We start from the raw sequence: 18,368 nt of genomic DNA on the forward strand, positions 1-18,368 counted from the left end.
CCCGACAGGACCCGCGTTGAGCCACCCGCACCCCGAGCTGTCCGCGCCGCCCGAGCTGGCGGAGGGCGCCTTGCGGGTGATCCCGCTCGGGGGCCTCGGCGAGGTCGGTCGCAACATGACCGTCTTCGAGTACGCCGGTCGCCTGCTGGTCGTCGACTGCGGGGTGCTGTTCCCCGAGGACCACCACCCGGGGGTCGACCTGATCCTCCCGGACTTCGCCCCGATCCGGGACCGGCTGGCCGACATCGAGGCGCTGGTGCTCACCCACGGCCACGAGGACCACATCGGCGCCACGCCGTACCTCCTGCGCGAGCGCCCCGACATCCCCCTCGTGGGCTCCGAGCTGACGCTCGCGCTGCTTGACAGCAAGCTGCGCGAGCACCGCCTGAAGGAGACCGTGCACCACCGGGTGCGCGAGGGCGACCGGATCAGCGTCGGGCCCTTCGAGCTGGAGTTCGTGGCCGTCAACCACTCGATCCCCGACGCGCTGGCCGTCGCCATCCGCACCGGCGCCGGGCTGGTGCTCCACACCGGCGACTTCAAGATGGACCAGCTGCCGCTGGACGGCCGGATCACCGACCTGCGGGCGTTCGCGCGGCTGGGGGAGGAGGGCGTCGACCTCTTCCTCACCGACTCCACCAACGCCGAGACGCCGGGCTTCACGCCGGCAGAGCGGTCGATCACGCCGGTCATCGACCAGGTGTTCCGCGACTCCGCCAGGCGCGTCGTGGTCGCGTGCTTCGCCTCCCACGTCCACCGGGTCCAGCAGGTGCTGGACGCCGCGGTCGCCCACGACCGCAAGGTCGCCTACGTCGGCCGCTCGATGGTGCGCAACATGATGATCGCCAAGGAGCTAGGCTTCCTCACCGTGCCGGCCGGCGTGCTCGTGGACGCCAAGGAGCTGGCCACGCTGCCGCCCGAGCGGGTCGTGCTGATCTCGACCGGCTCGCAGGGCGAGCCCATGAGCGCCCTGAGCCGGATCGCCCAGCGCACCCACAGCTTCGTGCACATCGAGGAGGGCGACACCGTCCTGCTCGCCTCGAGCCTCATCCCCGGCAACGAGAACGCCGTCTACCGCGTCATCAACGGCCTGGCCCGGTGGGGCGCCCGCGTGGTCCACAAGGGCAACGCGCTCGTGCACGTCTCGGGCCACGCCAGCGCCGGTGAGCTCCTCTACTGCTACAACGTCGTCCGGCCGCGCAACGTCCTGCCGGTGCACGGCGAGATCCGGCACCTGCTGGCCAACGCCGACCTGGCCCGCCTGACCGGGGTGCCCCACGTCGTCGTCGCCGAGGACGGCGTCGTGGTCGACCTGGTCGACGGGGTCGCCTCGGTCGTCGGCAAGGTCGAGTGCGGCTACGTCTTCGTCGACGGCAGCTCGGTCGGTGACATCACCGAGTCGGACCTCAAGGACCGGCGGATCCTCGGCGAGGAGGGCTTCCTCTCGGTGATCGTGGTCGTCGACTCGGTCACCGGCAAGGTCTCCGGCGGCCCCGAGATCCATGCCCGCGGCAACGCCCTGGAGGGCTCCTCCTTCGAGGAGGTCAAGCAGCCGATCATCGAGGCCCTGGACCGCGCCATCGCCGAGGGCACCACCGACGCCTACCAGCTCCAGCAGACCGTCCGGCGCGTCGTGGGCCGGTGGGTCAGCAGCACCCACCGCCGCCGCCCCATGATCATCCCGGTCGTCATCGAGGCCTGAGCACGCCCGTGGGTTGAGGAAGGCGCGCTGGCGCCTGTCTCGAAACCCGGTGAGTGGGGCAAGCGGGTCTGAGGCGGGACTTCAGGGCCACACGCGACGAGGCCCCGCCGGTGTCCCGGCGGGGCCTCGCTGCTGGTGCGGTGGTGCGGTGGTGCGTTAGCGGCGGCGGACCCGCACGGTGACGGTGTCCTTGGCCGGCATCAGCGTGTCGGTGCCGTTGAAGCGCACCGTGAGGCGGTGCCGTCCGGGCCGCAGGCCGCGGACGCTGATCACGCCGACGCCCTTGCGGACCACGCCCTTGCCCACGAACTTGCTGCCCTTGAACAGCCGCACGGTGACGGTGGGCTTGGCCGAGGAGCCGATCGCCTTGACGCGTACGACGACCTTGCCGGGGTTGCGCGCCTTGGCGTTGAGCGCCGTCTTGTTCTTGCAGCTGACGACCTTGACGTTGTCGACGTACCAGCCGTCGAGCCCGCCACAGCCGTCACGGCCCATGTCGAACCGGATCCGGACCGGCTGGCCCGGCTTGGCGCCGGTCTTCTTCAGGTCGACGATCGAGGTGCCCCACGAGCCGTGGTTCTCTCCACCGTCGGTGCCGGTGAACCCCGGCTGACCCTTGAGCGGGCTGGTGTTGTCGGCGGTCGCGTCCAGGGTGGCCCCCGGGGCGTTGAACGCGTAGGCGGAGGCCGGGATGACCTTGAACGCCCCGCCGGCCACGCTGATCTTCACGTTGCCGCCGTCGAAGCCGTACTCGGTGGCGACGTAGTGCTCGAAGGACATCCGAGCCGCGGCGCCCGTCGGCATCTTGAAGGCCGGGCTGGTGATCGCGTTGCTGCTCGAGACGTCACCCTCGCCGCCGGAGCAGTCACCGACGCCGTCCGGGTCGGGCCCGAACGCCACCTTGGAGCCGTGGCCGCCGGGAGCGGAGGCGACGGACTCCCACGGGATGCCGTTGCCGCCCTCGAACGCGACCTGCTCGGTCTGCGTCCAGCCGGCCAGGCCGTCCTCGAAGTTCTCCGTGAAGGCGGTCTTCGACACGAAGTTGCTGCCGCAGGTCGCGGGAGCGTTCTTGGCCAGCATCGGCTTGAACTGGCACTGCTGCGTCGGGTCGCGCGTGAGCTCGACCGCGTCGCTGACCAGACCGACCGACAGGCAGTCGGCGCTCGTGATCGGAACCGCCGGCACCGGGATGGCGTCGGGCTCCACCGTGAGCTGGTTGATCGGCTGACCGACCAGGTCGGTGCAGGACGAGGCCAGGCTCTCGGAGAGGTCCGTGAAGTCGGCCACCGGGAACAGGTACTGGCTCTGTGCCCGCCAGTAGATGGCCGCCGCCTTGTCCCGGCCGATGCCGGGCACGGTGACGCCGTTGTAGGTGCCGCCGTCGACCATCAGGGCGAAGGAGTGGTTGACCACGCCGGAGTTGCTGTGGACACCCCCGTGGTCCTCCTCCGAGCACTTGTACTCGGCGTCGGACACCTTGCCCGGGTCGCCGTAGCAGGTGGGGTTCCACATGTCGCGGATCGCGCCGCCGAAGGCCGGGTCGGCCTCGCCGGACAGCCAGCGGTAGGAGTCGTCCTTGTCGGTCTCGTCGATGTCCTTGATCGTGACGTTGACCGTGCCGGTGGCGCCCTTGATCTTGGCGCCGTCGGCCTGACCGATCATCACGCCGTAGATGTCGGCCTGACCGGAGGGGGAGAAGGGCGGCTCACCGGCGGCGTTGTTGCCGATGATGATGCCCGTGGCCCCGGCGGCCTCGGCCGCGGCGGCCTTGGCGCCGAAGGTGCAGGTGCCGCGGTCGACGTAGACGAACTTGCCGCTGATCGCACCGGCGTTGGTGAACGGTGCGCAGCCGTCGAGCGGGGCGCCGACGACGACGTCGGAGGTGACGCCCGCCTTGTCGAAGACCGGACCGAACGCCGCCGGGGCGGCGTCACAGGCACCCGCGATGGGCGCGGGGCTGTTGATGGTCAGGCCGACCGCACCGCGCGTGTACTTGGAGCACACGGTCGGGTCGTCGGAGCGAGGGCCGTCGGGCGTCTCGTTGTAGCGGTCGTTGAGCGAGTCGACGTTCTCGCCCCAGATGTCGGAGAACGCCTCGTTCATGGCGCCGGCCTGCCACTGGTAGACCAGCCCGGAGGTGTACTCGGTGTAGGCGTGGCCCCACTCGTGCGCGACGGTGTCGTCGGAGCTGACGCCGGAGCAGTAGTTGGTCGTGGAGCCGTTCCAGTTGGCGTTGGGGCAGTTGATCGACGGCTCGTTGTTGACCGTGACCATCCGCGCGCCCGCGCCGTCGTAGGAGTCGCGGCCGAAGGCGTTCTTGAAGAACCAGTAGGCCTCGCCGGTGCCCTCGACCTCGTTGAGCTGGTCGGTGTCCAGGGTGCCCGGGAGCGGGTCACCCTCCTTGAACTTGAGGGTGTAGACGGTCTCGTCGTCGGTCTCGTCGTCCGGCGTGCCGTTGTCGTCGACCGACGCCTCGTAGAGCCGGCGGTCGAGGGCGTGGGCCATCATCGAGTAGCGGTTGACGGTCTTGCCGGTGGCGGCGTCGAGGAAGACCATGTCGCGCACGGTCGTGCCGTTCGTGACCTCGACGACGTAGCTGAGGACGGCCTCGCCGGCGGTGCCGCGGGTCGAGCCCATGCGGTAGACCATGAGCTTGGTGCTCTTGGCCTTCAGCCCGCCCCGGGCGGCGCGGGAGTCACCGCGGTCGGCCGGCTTGGCGCGCACGATCGCGACCGCGCGGGACGCGGCCTCGGAGGAGGAGAGCTTGGGAGTGGTGCTCAGCGACAGAGCGGGAGCGGCGTAGCCGTTGACCGCGGTGAGGTCGCCCTGCTTGTCGACGTGGGCACGGACCTTCGCGCCGAACACCGGGACGCCTCGGTAGGTCTGGTCGTAGTCGACGGTCCAGCCGTAGGGGTCGGCGCTCACGCCGGACTGCGTGAGCTGGTCGGCGGTGGCGCCGAACGCCGCCGCGTAGTCGTCGAGGTAGGTGCGGGCCTTGGCGGCGGCACCCTTGGCGGATCCGGCGTCGACGCCGGGCAGCAGGTCCCCGGTGCCGGAGGCGCGGACGAAGCCCACCTTGCCGGTGGCGCGGTCCTTCGTGACGGACACCTTGCCCGTCGCCTCGTCGCGCATCTGCTGCACCAACGAGTCCCCCTTGGCCGGAGCCGAGGGCGCGGCCATCGCCTGCACACCGGGGACGGCGGCCAGGCCGCTCCCCAGGAGCACGAGGCTCAGCCCTGTCTTGAGAAACTTCACGTGATGTTCCCTCCCGAGTGGGTTGTCCGGTGCTACGGCGTTCCGAGGCACCGAGTAGGGACACTAGGCTCGGCGGGCCGCAAGGTCTAGGGGCTGACGAGCTCCGACCCGAAGATTTTTCGCCCTCGTAACACCGTCGGCGCGACGTGCTAGGGGCTCGTGGGCGACACGCAACGTGTGATGCGTGTGACTGGTGGGACTGTGGCCTAGTTTGGTCGCATGGCGACCCGTACGTCTTCCCCGCCGGGTTCGCGGAGCAAGAGCACGTCCTCGTCCGCCTCCACCAAGGCACGAGGAGGCTCGAGCACGCGAACGCGGAGTGCCCGGAAGTCACCCAGCAGGACCACCCAGGCCAAGGGCCGCGCGCGCACCAGCGCGAGCAGGCGCCCGGCGGCCAAGCGCCGTCCCGCAGCGCGCCCGGCGCCTCGCGCCGTACGCAGCGGGACCGGGCCGGTCGCCCGGCTGTTCCTCGCGGTCTTCCGTGGCCTCGCCACGGTCTGGCTCGCGGTCGCGCACGGTGTCGGTGCGCTCGCGCGCGGCGTGGGGCACAGCGCCCGCGACCTCGAGCCCGAGCAGCGCCGCGACGGTGCCGGCCTGTTCCTCTTCGGCCTCGCGGTCGTGGTCGCGGGGGCCGTGTGGTTCCAGCTGCCCGGCGGCGTCATGGAGGTCGTGCGCACGGCGGTGGCCGGCTCGGTCGGCAAGGTCGGCTGGTTCGTGCCGCTGCTGGTCGTCGTCGCCGGCATGCGCCTGATGCGCGACCCCGTCTCCACCGGGCCCGCCGGACGCCAGGTGGTCGGCTGGGCGGCGTTCGCCTTCGGTCTCCTCGGCATCGTCCACATCGCCAACGGCAACCCGCAGCCCTCCGCCGGCGACTCCAGCAACCTGCAGGACGCCGGCGGGGCCGTGGGCTTCGTCGTCTCCTCGCTGCTGATGGACCTGCTCCAGTCGGAGTACGTCGTCGTCCCGCTGCTGGTGCTGCTCGCCTTCTTCGGCACCTTGGTCATCACCTCGACGCCGCTCTACCGCGTGCCCGAGCGGCTCGCGGCCCTGACGGACCACGCGCTGGGCCGCCACCCCCACGACGAGGACGAGCACGGCGAGGACGGGACCACGCAGCCGATGCGGGCCCGTGGTCGCCGCGGAGACCTCGACATCGACCCCGACATGGGCGACGTGCCCTACGACAGCCCGGTCGTGGAGGAGAAGCCCAAGCGTCGTCGCAAGGCCGACGCCCTCGACGTCGCGCTGGAGGAGGACGCCGGTCTCGGCATCATGGGCGCCGACGCCCGGTCGGTCCCGGACCTCCCCGACCTCCCTGACGCGCCGGCCTTCCCGGTGGCCGAGGAGAAGGGCGACCTCGAGCCGCCCCCGCACACGCCGATCCCGCAGCGCGTGGAGCAGCTCTCGCTCTCCGGCGACATCACCTACTCGCTGCCCGGCAACGAGGTGCTCAAGCCCGGCTCCGTCCACAAGGCGCGCTCCAAGGCCAGCGACGACGTCGTGGGCCGGCTGACGCAGGTCATGGAGGAGTTCGGGATCGACGCGCAGGTCACCGGCTACACCCGGGGCCCCACCGTCACGCGCTACGAGGTCGAGGTCGGCCCGGCGGTCAAGATCGAGAAGGTCACCGCGCTCTCCAAGAACATCGCCTACGCGGTGGCGTCGGCCGACGTCCGGATCCTGAGCCCGATCCCCGGCAAGTCCGCGATCGGCATCGAGATCCCCAACGTCGACAAGGAGATCGTCTCTCTCGGCGACGTGCTGCGCTCCAACGCGGCGCGCTCCGACCACCACCCGATGGTGGCCGGGCTGGGCAAGGACGTCGAGGGCGGCTTCGTCGTCGCCAACCTCGCGAAGATGCCCCACCTGCTCGTGGCCGGCGCGACCGGCTCGGGCAAGTCGTCGTTCATCAACTCGATGATCACCTCGATCCTGATGCGCTCCACGCCCGACGAGGTGCGGATGATCATGGTCGACCCCAAGCGGGTGGAGCTCAACGCCTACGAGGGCGTCCCGCACCTGATCACCCCGATCATCACCAACCCCAAGAAGGCGGCCGAGGCGCTGCAGTGGGTCGTGCGCGAGATGGACCTGCGCTACGACGACCTGGCCAACTTCGGCTTCCGGCACATCGACGACTTCAACAAGGCAGTGCGCGCCGGCAAGGTCGAGGTGCCGCCCGGCAGCGAGCGCGTGCTCGCGCCGTACCCCTACCTGCTGGTGATCGTCGACGAGCTCGCGGACCTGATGATGGTCTCCCCGCGCGACGTCGAGGACTCCGTCGTCCGCATCACCCAGCTCGCCCGCGCCGCCGGTATCCACCTGGTGCTGGCGACGCAGCGGCCCTCGGTGGACGTCGTCACCGGCCTGATCAAGGCCAACGTGCCGTCCCGGCTCGCGTTCGCGACCAGCTCGCTGGCCGACAGCCGGGTCATCCTCGACCAGCCCGGCGCCGAGAAGCTCGTGGGCCAGGGCGACGGGCTGTTCCTGCCGATGGGCGCCTCCAAGGCCGTGCGTGTGCAGGGCTCCTGGGTCACCGAGGCCGAGATCGCCCAGGTCGTGGCGCACTGCAAGACCCAGCTGGAGCCGACCTACCGCGAGGACGTCACGGTCGCCCCGCAGAGCAAGCGCGAGCTGGACGACGACATCGGCGACGACATGGACCTGGTGGTCCAGGCCATCGAGCTCGTGGTCACGACCCAGTTCGGCTCCACGTCCATGCTGCAGCGCAAGCTGCGGGTCGGCTTCGCCAAGGCGGGGCGGCTCATGGACATCATGGAGAGCAGGGGAGTGGTCGGGCCGAGCGAAGGCTCCAAGGCCCGTGACGTGCTGGTGAAGCCCGACGAGCTGGACGCCGTGATCATGACGCTGCAGGGGGAGCTGTGACCGACACCGACGTGACCCAGGTCGACGGGGAGCCGACGGAGCTCGAGGAGGTGGAGGTCCCGGCCACCACGGAGGTACGTCGCCACGTGCCCCTGGCCGCGGCCCTGGGCGTGGCCGGCGCGGTGCTGGCCGTCGCCTACCTCGTGCGCGCCGTCGACTCCGGCTCGGTGCTCGACTGGTCGCTGTTCGCGTTCATGACCGTGCTCGGCGGGGTCTACCTCGCCGCCCTGGTCGACGCCCGCGCCCCGCTCCTGGTCGCCGACCACCACGGGCTGCGCATCCGCCGCGGCCGGTCCTGGCACGGCGTCCCGTGGGCGGAGGTCGAGCGCGTCGAGCACCTGGCCCCGCGCGGGCCGCTGCGCGACGGGCGCCTCGACGTCATCGGCACCGACGGCACCGAGTGGGCGGTCCGCCTGGGCCTGGCCACCCGGGTGACCGGCGCCGGCGACGACCTGGCCGGCACGCTGCTGGCCCACTCCGACTACACCGCCGACGTCGTCGAGATCGACCTGGTGCCGGCCGACCAGCTTCCCGTCGACGAGCCGGTCGACGAGCCGGTCGACGAGCTCGACGACGAGCCTGCCGACGAGACCCTCGACGAGCCGGTGGCCGCCGCGCCCGACCTCGAGGCGGAGCCCGAGGCCCAGCCCGAGCCCGAGGCCGAGGTCGAGCCCGAGGTCGCGTCCACGCCTGCGGCACCGGTGGCCTTCGCCAGCCCCACCCCGAACCCCCTGCGCGCACTGGTGCGTGCCGCCCGCTCGGAGTCACGACGCCGGCAGGAGCCGGAGCCCGTGCTCGTGGCCGCGCCGGTCGAGCACGTGCGGCCGCTCGCGAGCGACGACACCCAGTCCTGGTCGATGGAGGACCAGCCGGCCGACGAGGACGGCACGATCGTCATCGGCGACCTGGCCGACGTACCGCTCGCCGTCGACCCGGTGGTGGGCCCCGAGCTGGCCTCCGCCCGCACCCGTCTGGGCCTGAGCATCGACCAGCTCGCCGACCGCACCCGGATCCGCCCGCACGTCATCGAGGCGATCGAGGTCGACGACTTCGCCCCGTGCGGCGGCGACTTCTACGCCCGCGGCCACCTGCGCACCCTCGCGCGCGTCCTCGGTGTCGACGTGGCGCCGCTGCTGGCCGCCTACGACGAGCGCTACGCCGACGCCCCGGTGGACCCGCGCCGGGTCTTCGAGTCCGAGCTGGCGACCGGCTTCGGCGGCTCCATCCGCGGCACCCGCGGCGGCCCCAACTGGTCGGTCCTCGTCGCCGCCGTCATGGCGGTCGTGCTGGTGTGGGCCGTGGCCCGCCTGGTCACCGAGGGCACCGGCGCGGAGGAGGCGCGACCGCGCCTCAACGCGAGCGGCGGTCTCGCCAACGGCACGACGGCCAACGCCGCCAAGGTCCCGTTCGTGCTCACCGCCACGGGCGGCGGAGCCACCGTCGTCGTGCGCGACGCGGGCGGCAACGTCGTCTACGACGGCGCGGTGGCGTTCATGCAGAGCATCACACTCAAGGTCGCCCCGCCGGTGCGGGTGCAGTCCAGCGACGGCTCCGTGACCGTCTCGATCGACGGCGACGACCGCGGCGAGATGGGCAAGACCGGCCAGGAGTCCTCGGCCACCTACGTGGTGCGCTGACCCGGCGCGCGGCCCGGTCGCCGTTTCGACGGCGGCCGGGCCCGACGGGCATACTCGACGTCACGATGGCCATCCACACGACTGACTCCCGCCCCCTGCTCTCGGTGGCGATGGTGACCCTCGGATGCGCCCGCAACGAGGTCGACTCCGAGGAGCTCGCGGGCCGCCTGGAGGCCGACGGCTTCCTCCTGGTCGACGACCCCGCCCTCGCCGACACGGTCGTCGTCAACACGTGCGGCTTCGTCGAGGCGGCCAAGAAGGACTCCGTCGACACGCTCCTGCAGGCCGCGGACCTCAAGGCCTCGGCCGACCAGGGTGGGCGGGCCCAGGCCGTCGTGGCCGTCGGCTGCCTGGCCGAGCGCTACGGCAAGGACCTGGCGGAGTCGCTGCCCGAGGCCGACGCGGTGCTCGGCTTCGACGACTACCCCGACATCGCGGCGCGGCTGCGCTCGATCGTGGCGGGGGAGACCCACCACCCCCACACCCCGCAGGACCGCCGGCTCCTGCTGCCGATCTCCCCGGTGGAGCGCGCCGCCTCGACCGCGCCCGTCCCGGGCCACGGGGACACCGACGTCACCACCGTGGGCCTCGGCGGACCGGCCACCGGACCTCGCGCCGTACGCCGCCGGCTGGACGCGGGCCCGATGGCGGCGCTCAAGCTGGCCAGCGGCTGCGACCGGCGCTGCTCGTTCTGCGCGATCCCGGCCTTCCGCGGCTCCTTCATCAGCCGTCGCCCGAGCGACGTGGTCCAGGAGGCCCGCTGGCTCGCCGAGCAGGGCGCCCGCGAGCTGTTCCTGGTCAGCGAGAACTCCACGTCCTACGGCAAGGACCTCGGCGACCTGCGCCTGCTCGAGACCCTCCTGCCCGAGCTGACCGCCATCGACGGCGTCGACCGGGTCCGCGTGTCCTACCTCCAGCCCGCCGAGACCCGCCCGGGCCTCGTCGAGGCGATCGCGACGACGCCCGGCGTGGCGCCGTACTTCGACCTCTCCTTCCAGCACGCCAGCGCGACGGTCCTGCGTCGGATGCGCCGCTTCGGCGACCCCGAGAGCTTCCTGGGCCTGCTCGAGCAGGTGCGTGCCCACGCGCCCGAGGCCGGTGTCCGCTCCAACGTCATCGTCGGCTTCCCCGGAGAGAGCGAGGACGACCTCGAGACCCTGTGTGACTTCCTGGTCGCGGCCCGCATGGACGTGACCGGGGTGTTCGGCTACTCCGACGAGGACGGCACCGAGGCCGCCTCCTACGACGGCAAGCACGACGAGGACGAGGTGCGCGCGCGCCTCGAGCACGTCAGCGGCCTGGTGGAGGAGCTCAACGCGCAGCGCGCCGAGGAGCGCATGGGCGAGCGCGTGCTCGTGCTCGTGGAGTCGCTCGACGGCGGCACCGCCGAGGGCCGCGGCGCCCACCAGGGCCCCGAGGTCGACGGCACCACGACCGTGACGGACCTGCCTGCCGGCGTCCGCATCGGCGACCTCGTCCCCGCTGTCGTGGTCGACACCGAGGGCGTCGACCTCGTCGCCCGGGCGGAGACGGTGCGATGAGCGCCGTCGACCCGCAGATGTCCACCGGCTCCAACTGGAACCTCCCCAACGCCCTGACCACCCTGCGCATCCTGATGGTGCCGTTCTTCGGGTGGGCGCTCCTGGTCGACGGCGGCGACTCGGTGCTGTGGCGCTTGGTCGCCTACGCCCTGTTCATCGGCGCGATGATCACGGACAAGATCGACGGCGACATCGCCCGGTCGCGCAACCTGGTGACCGACTTCGGCAAGATCGCCGACCCGATCGCCGACAAGGCGATCACGGGCATGGCCTTCATCGGGCTGTCCATCGTCGGCGACATCTGGTGGTGGGTCACGATCGTGGTCCTGCTGCGCGAGTGGAGTGTCACGCTCCTGCGCCTCTCGGTGCTCAAGCACGTCGTCATCGCCGCCGCTGCGAGCGGCAAGCTCAAGACCGTGCTCCAGGCGGTCGCGCTGGGCGGCCTCACCCTCCCGCTGCGCCAGGTCGACGGGGCGCTCGACGTGCCCGGCGACGTCCTCTTCTACGTCTCCCAGGTGCTGCTGGCCGGCGCCGTCGCGATGACGCTCTGGTCGGGCTACGAGTTCTTCCGCGACGTCCGGACGGCTCGCCGCGACGCGCAGGTCTCACCCTCCGCTTGAGCCTTATCCCGTGCAGGGGCGGGGATCCGGGCAGAACACGCGCCCGTGTCACTCCCGTTATCGAATAGTTCATCTCCGAGGGGATTTCACCGGACGATCCAGGGTTAGGGTGACGCACGTCCCGGTCGGGACCCTCCCTTCACCCCCCCTGGAGAACGCTTCATGTCTTCATCTCGGAAGAGATTGGCCACGGCACTCGGACTCACCGTCGCCGCGACCGGACTCTCGGTCATCACCCTGCCCGCGGCTTACGCAGCGCCGGAGGACCTCGTCATCAGCGAGGTCTACGGCGGCGGCGGCAACAGCGGCGCCACGCTCACGAACGACTTCATCGAGCTCTACAACCCGACCTCCGCCGCCATCGACGTCTCCGGGTGGTCGGTCCAGTGGCGCAGCGCGGGCAACACCGGAGCCGCCAGCGGCGTGACGCCGCTCAGCGGCTCTGTCCCGGCCGGCAAGCACTACCTCGTCCAGGAGGGCGCGGGCACCGGTGGGACCACCCCGCTGCCCACCCCCAACGCGACCGGGACGATCGCCATGGGTGGCACCGGCGGCACGGCGATCCTGTCCAACGGCACGACGCCGGTCGACCCGGGCGTCAACAGCCTGGCCGCCAACGCGGCGATCATCGACCTGGTCGGCGTCAACAGCAACGTCTGGGAGGGTGCCGGCAAGGCGCCCGCCATGAGCAACACGACGTCGTCCTCGCGCAACGGGGCCGGCGCCGACACCGACAGCAACATCGCGGACTTCACGTCCGGCGCCCCGACCCCCGTCAACGTGGCCGAGGAGGTCCCGGACCCGCCCGCGGAGGTCACCGCGACCATCGCCGAGATCCAGGGCGCCGGTGCCACCAGCCCCTACGCCGGCGACAACGCCACCACCACGGGCGTCGTGACGGCCAGCTACCCCACGGGCGGCTTCGGCGGGTTCTTCCTGCAGACCGGCGGCACGGGCGGGGCGAGCGACGCCACCCCCGGCGCCTCCGACGGGATCTTCGTCTTCGCCCCCGCGCTGGGCTCGGCCATGCCGGCCGTCGGCGCCTCCGTGCAGGTGCGCGGCAAGGTTGTCGAGTTCGGCGGCATGACCGAGCTGACCCAGGTCTCCGCCAACGTGCCGGTCACGGTGACGACGATCCCCGCGCTGCCCGCGGTCACCCCGCTGGCCACCGCCTTCCCGACCACCGATGCCGCGCGCGAGGCCCACGAGGGCGAGCTGGTCCAGCCGACCGACTCGTTCACGGTCTCCAACGCCTACACGATCAACCAGTACGCCGAGATCGGCCTCGCCGTCGGCGATGCTCCGCTGCGCCAGCCGAGCGACGTGGGCCGTCCCGGCTCCGCGCCGTTCCAGCAGGCGGTGGCCGACAACGCGGCCCGCAAGGTCGCGCTCGACGACGGCGCGTCGATCGACTTCCTCGACACCGACAACGACAACGACGGGGTGGAGGAGCGGGCCAACATGCAGATCCCGCTGCCCTGGATCACTCCGACGAAGTCGATCCGGGTCGGTGCGCAGGCCACCATCGACGAGCCCGTCGTGCTCGACTACCGCAACAGCGCCTGGAAGTTCCAGCCGACGCAGCGGGTCGAGGGCGCCGGCACCGACGTGGCGACCTTCGAGGACACGCGCCCGGCCAACGCGACACCGCAGAGCGTCGGCGGCAACGTCAAGCTGGCGACGTTCAACGTCCTCAACTACTTCAACACCACCGGCGCGGCCTTCGAGGCCCGCGGCGGCACGTGCACCTACTACACCGACCGTGACAACGACCCGGTGGCCAACAACTCCTGCAACCCCAACGGCCCTCGGGGTGCGGCGGAGCCGGGAGACCTCACGCGTCAGCAGAACAAGATCGTCAAGGCGATCAACACGCTGAACGCCGACGTGGTCTCGCTCGAGGAGATCGAGAACTCGGTCAAGCTGCTCGGCGAGACCAACCGCGACGACGCCCTCTCGGCGCTGGTCAAGGCGCTCAACACGGCCGCCGGAACCTACCGCTGGGCCTACGTCGCGTCGCCGTCCGCCGACCAGCTGCCGGCGCTCGCGGAGCAGGACGTCATCCGCAACGCCTTCATCTACAACCCGAAGGTCGTCTCGCCGGTGGGCGCGTCGATGGTCCTGAACGACACCGTCGCGCCGATCGCTTTCGCCAACGCCCGCGAGCCGCTGGCCCAGGCGTTCAAGCGGGTCGGCTCGACCGACGCCGCCGCCTTCGGCGTGATCGTCAACCACTTCAAGTCCAAGGGGGCCACCGGAGCCACCGGTGACAACACCGACAAGAACGACGGGCAGGGAGCCTTCAACGGCGACCGCACGCGGCAGGCCGCGGCTCTCGTCGCGTTCGCCGACGAGTTCGCGGCGGCCCGCAAGATCGACGACGTCTTCCTCACGGGCGACTTCAACTCCTACACCTTCGAGGACCCGATGCAGGTCCTCTACGACGCCGGCTACGCCGTCGTCCCGTCGAGCACGCTCGGCGAGTACTCCTACAGCTTCGACGGTCTCTCGGGCTCGCTGGACCACGTCCTGGCCAAGACCGCCACGCAGCAGGAGCTGGTGACCGGCGCCGACCAGTGGGAGATCAACGCCAACGAGCCGATCGCCTACCAGTACAGCCGGTTCAACTACAACCCGACGCGGTTCTTCAACGGCAACGACCCGTTCGCGGCGTCCGACCACAACCCCAAGCTGGTGGGCCTGAACGTCGGCACGACCGGCACCGAGGTGCAGCTGCTGGCCACCAACGACTTCCACGGCCGTCTGCTCGCCAACGGCGCCGAGGGTGGTGCCGCGGTGCTCTCCGGTGCCGTGAAGCAGCTGGAGTCGGAGAACGCCAACACCGTCTTCAGCTCGGCCGGTGACCTGATCGGCGCCTCGACGTTCGAGTCGTTCATCCAGGACGACGAGCCGACGATCGACGCGCTCAACGAGGCCGGGCTCGACGTGTCGGCTGCGGGCAACCACGAGTTCGACAAGGGCTACGAGGACCTCGTGGGACGCGTGCAGGCGCGTGCCGACTGGGAGTACCTCGCCGCCAACGTCGAGGAGCCCGCGGGACGCGACGACCTGGCCGAGAGCTGGGTCCGCGAGTTCGGTGACATCAGGGTCGGCTTCGTCGGCGCCGTCACCGAGGACCTGCCCACGCTGGTCAACCCGGCGCTGATCAACGGGGTGACCGTGACCGACATCGTCGCGGCCACCAACGCCGAGACGGCCAAGCTGCGCTCGGGCGCCGACCCCGTCGACATGGTGGTCCTGCTCGTGCACGAGGGCGCCTCGTCGACCAACGTGGCCGACGCCACCAACGACTCGGCCTTCGGCCAGATCGTCAACGGTGTCAGCCCCGGCGTGGACGCCATCGTGTCCGGCCACACCCACCTGGCCTACAACCACTCGATCCCCGTGCCCGCCTGGGCCGCCGAGGGTCGCGCGGTCACGGAGCGCCCGGTGGTCTCGGCCGGCCAGTACGGCATGAACCTCAACCAGCTGAAGTTCCAGTTCGACGAGACCGGCAAGGTCGTCGCCAAGTCCCAGGCGATCCTGCCGCTGACCACCGACGTCGACGGCTCCGGCCCCGGCACGGTGTTCACCGCCAACTACCCGGTCGACGCGGCCACGAAGACCATCGTCGACGCGGCCGTCACCACGGCCGAGACCCTCGGCGCCGTGCCGCTCGGCGAGATCGGCAACCGGTTCGACCGGGCCAAGCTGGCCGACGGCACCACCGAGAACCGCGGTGGCGAGTCGACGCTGGGCAACCTGGTCGCCGAGGTCCAGCGGTGGGCCACGGAGAGCCCGGAGGCCGGGGAGGCGCAGATCGCCTTCATGAACCCCGGTGGTCTGCGTGCGGACATGGCCGGGCTCGGCACCGGGGCCTTCCCCCGGACGCTGACCTACAAGCAGGCGGCCGTCGTCCAGCCGTTCGCCAACACCCTGGTCAACATGGACCTCAAGGGCTCCGACATCAAGGCGGTCCTGGAGCAGCAGTGGCAGCCGGCGGGCTCGTCGCGGCCGTTCCTCAAGCTGGGGGCGTCCGAGGGCTTCGAGTACACCTACGACCCGGCCAAGGCGCAGGGCGACCGGATCACCTCGATGTCGCTCGACGGGGTGCCGATCGTGGCGACCCAGACCTACTCGGTCACGGTCAACTCGTTCCTCGCCTCCGGCGGTGACAGCTTCGGTGCCTTCAACAACGGCACCGGCAAGCGCGACACCGGCAAGGTCGACCTCGAGGCGATGGTCGACTACATGGAGGAGTTCGCCGACGAGGAGCCGCTCGCGGTCGACTACACCCAGCGTGCGGTCGGGGCGTCGTTCCCGTCCGGTGCCCCGGCGGCGTACCCCGCCGGTGGCACGGTGGCCTTCGACGTCTCGTCCTGGTCCTTCACCGGGCCGAGCGACGTCAAGGACGAGGCCGTGGTCGTGTCGCTGGGCGACGCCGAGCTCGGCACGTTCCCGCTGGACAACACGCCCGTGGCTGCCTTCGACGAGGCCGGGAAGGCCGCCGTCAGCGTCACGCTGCCTGCGGGTGTCGCGGCCGGGCGCCAGGTGCTGACCCTCACGGGCGCCACCACCGGCACCGAGATCGAGGTGCCGATCACGGTGGCCGCCAAGGCCCCGGTCAAGGTCCCGGCGCGGTTCAAGGTGGTCCACAGCCCGGCGAAGGTGGTTGCGGGCAGGACGCGCGCCAACCTGCGGGTGCAGGTCACCGCGACGGGCGCCACCCCCACCGGAGTCGTCACGATCCGGGGCACCGGCAAGGGAACGATCAAGGTGCGCCTGGTCAACGGCGTGGCCAAGGTCAAGCTGGCGGCCTGGAAGAACGCCGGCCGCAAGCGGCTGACGATCACCTACGCCGGCGACAGCCGGGTCAAGCCGGGCACCACCACCCACGTGGTGCGGGTGGTCCGGCGCTGACCTAGGACGGCGATCACGACAGCGGGAGTCGGCCCTCGGGCCGGCTCCCGCTGTCGTCGTCCGGGGGACCGGCACAATGAGGTCATGGCCCGGAAGACCCCCGACCTCGTGGCGCTGACCGCCTCCGTCAACGACGCCCTGGCCGCGGCCGGGGCCACGAGCGCCACGGCGGAGTCGCTCACCGGTGGCCAGCTCGCCGCTCTCCTCACCACCCCGCCCGGTGCCTCCCGCTCCTACCTGGGGGGCGTCGTCTCCTACGCCACCGAGGTCAAGACGGCGGTGCTCGGGGTGCCCGCCGAGCTGGTGGCGGAGCACGGCGTGGTGTCGGCGCCGTGCGCCCGCGCGATGGCCGAGGGAGCGCGGAGCCTGGTCGCGGCGACGTACGCGCTGAGCACGACGGGCGTGGCCGGACCGGATCCCCAGGAGGGCAAGCCTCCCGGGACGGTCTTCGTGGGGGTGGCCGGGCCCGACGGGACGAGCGTGCTCGCGCTGGAGCTGAGCGGCGACCGGGCCACCATCCAGCGGCGCACCTGCGAGGAGGCGCTCACGGCGCTCCTGGGCGTCCTGCGCCAGGAAGAAACCCCTCTCCGGTAGCGTTGGGTCCATATCCGGCCAACGAATCGGGAAGGGGACTCACGTGGTGCTGTTTCGTCGGCTCCTGGGCGACGTGCTCCGCGCCCGGCGCATGGAGCGCGGGATGACCCTGCGCGAGGTCTCCGCCGAGGCGCGCGTGAGCCTGGGCTACATCTCCGAGATCGAGCGTGGCCAGAAGGAAGCGTCCTCCGAGCTCCTCGCCTCGCTCTGCACCGCCCTCGACGCGCCGCTGTCGGAGGTCCTCAGCGAGGTCTCCCTGGCCGTCGCCATCGAGGAGGCGGCCCTGGCCGCGACTCCGATCTCCGTCAACGCGCGCCGCACGGCCGCCGACGTGGTGGCCTCCGCCGCCTGATCGTCGGCCGACCGTCGTCCACGCCTACCGGCGGGGGCGGGCCAGCAGCTCGCCGTGCAGGACCGCGAACCACGCGTCCCCGGACGCGGCCCAGGTCCGCCAGCCCTGCGCCAGGCGCTCGAGGTCGTCGGTGCTCGCCAGGCCCCGCTCGCTGGCCTGCTCGGCGAGCCCGGAGGCGACGACCCGCTCGGCCCACAGCCCGCCCCACCACGCGACGTCCTCGGGCGCGGAGAAGCACCACACCCCGGCCGTCGAGGAGACCACCTCGAGCCCCGCGTCGAGGGCCCAGCTCTTCAGGTGGCGTCCGGCGTCGGGCTCCGCGTCGTTGCCTCGTGCCACGGCGCGGTAGAGGTCGAGCCAGTCGGACAGCTCGGGGACGGCGGGGTACCAGGTGAAGGCCGAGTAGTCGCTGTCGCGCACCGCGACGAGGCCGTCGGGGCGGCAGACCCGGCCCATCTCGCGCAGCGCGGCGACCGGGTCGCTGAGGTGCTGGAGCACCTGGTGGGCGTGGACCACGTCGAAGCTCGCGTCGTCGTGGTCGAGCGCGTAGACGTCTCCGACGGCGAGCTCGACGTTGCCGAGGGCGGCTTGCTCGGCGGCCTCTCGTGCCTCGGCGACCACCGACTCGGACCGGTCCAGGCCCACCACCGACCCGGCGTGGGCCAGGCGGGCGAGGTCGAGGGTGATGGTGCCCGGCCCGCAGCCCACGTCGAGGATCCGCGCGCCGTCCTGGATCCGGGGGAGCAGGTAGCCGGCGGAGTTCTCGGCGGTGCGCCACCGGTGGGACCGGAGCACCGCGTCCACGTGGCCGTGGGTGTAGACGTCCTCGGGTGCGCTCATGACGCCGATCGTGCCAGGGCG

10 protein-coding genes are annotated in these 18,368 nt (G+C 71.6%); 8 read left to right on the forward strand and 2 right to left on the reverse strand.

The window, feature by feature from the left end:
* Positions 1-16: 16 nt before the first annotated feature.
* A complete protein-coding gene (locus E4622_RS17585) occupies positions 17-1,702 on the forward strand; it encodes a ribonuclease J (protein WP_134741561.1) in 1,686 nt (561 codons plus the stop codon).
* Positions 1,703-1,858: 156 nt separating this feature from the next.
* On the opposite strand, the gene E4622_RS17590 is transcribed toward E4622_RS17585, so the two are convergent.
* Positions 1,859-4,957: a M4 family metallopeptidase gene (locus tag E4622_RS17590; RefSeq protein ID WP_134741562.1), complete on the reverse strand. Its 3,099-nt coding sequence runs from the start codon at positions 4,955-4,957 to the stop codon at positions 1,859-1,861.
* Positions 4,958-5,176: 219 nt separating this feature from the next.
* Here E4622_RS17590 and E4622_RS17595 point away from each other — a divergent pair, with 219 nt between their 5' ends.
* The 7 genes from E4622_RS17595 to E4622_RS17625 all read left to right on the forward strand — a co-directional run bounded on the left by E4622_RS17595 (position 5,177) and on the right by E4622_RS17625 (position 17,507).
* On the forward strand, positions 5,177-7,843 hold the full coding sequence (locus tag E4622_RS17595) for a DNA translocase FtsK (protein ID WP_134741563.1): 2,667 nt from the start codon (positions 5,177-5,179) through the stop codon (positions 7,841-7,843).
* Entirely contained in the window at positions 7,840-9,480 is a 1,641-nt protein-coding gene (locus tag E4622_RS17600; protein WP_134741564.1) for a helix-turn-helix transcriptional regulator, read from the forward strand. Before E4622_RS17595 ends, E4622_RS17600 begins: the two co-directional genes overlap by 4 nt.
* Before the next feature lie 65 nt (positions 9,481-9,545).
* Positions 9,546-11,021, forward strand: coding sequence for a radical SAM protein (locus E4622_RS17605; RefSeq protein WP_134741565.1), 1,476 nt, complete (start codon positions 9,546-9,548; stop codon positions 11,019-11,021).
* The gene (pgsA, locus tag E4622_RS17610; RefSeq protein ID WP_245156098.1) at positions 11,018-11,641 is read left to right on the forward strand and encodes a CDP-diacylglycerol--glycerol-3-phosphate 3-phosphatidyltransferase; all 624 of its coding nucleotides are present in this window, start codon (positions 11,018-11,020) and stop codon (positions 11,639-11,641) included. The genes E4622_RS17605 and pgsA overlap by 4 nt, the downstream gene beginning before the upstream one ends.
* A gap of 162 nt (positions 11,642-11,803) precedes the next feature.
* Positions 11,804-16,561: an ExeM/NucH family extracellular endonuclease gene (locus E4622_RS17615; protein ID WP_134741566.1), complete on the forward strand. Its 4,758-nt coding sequence runs from the start codon at positions 11,804-11,806 to the stop codon at positions 16,559-16,561.
* Positions 16,562-16,645: 84 nt separating this feature from the next.
* A complete protein-coding gene (locus E4622_RS17620; protein ID WP_134741567.1) occupies positions 16,646-17,155 on the forward strand; it encodes a CinA family protein in 510 nt (169 codons plus the stop codon).
* Positions 17,156-17,198: 43 nt separating this feature from the next.
* Complete coding sequence (locus E4622_RS17625) at positions 17,199-17,507, forward strand: helix-turn-helix transcriptional regulator (RefSeq protein WP_134741568.1); 309 nt, start codon at positions 17,199-17,201, stop codon at positions 17,505-17,507.
* Positions 17,508-17,531: 24 nt separating this feature from the next.
* Here E4622_RS17625 and E4622_RS17630 read toward each other — a convergent pair whose 3' ends face one another.
* Positions 17,532-18,347, reverse strand: a complete 816-nt coding sequence (locus tag E4622_RS17630; RefSeq protein ID WP_134741569.1) for a methyltransferase domain-containing protein — start codon at positions 18,345-18,347, stop codon at positions 17,532-17,534.
* Positions 18,348-18,368: the final 21 nt, after the last annotated feature.

The organism is Nocardioides sp. 503 (assembly GCF_004522095.1).
Classification (GTDB): domain Bacteria; phylum Actinomycetota; class Actinomycetes; order Propionibacteriales; family Nocardioidaceae; genus Nocardioides.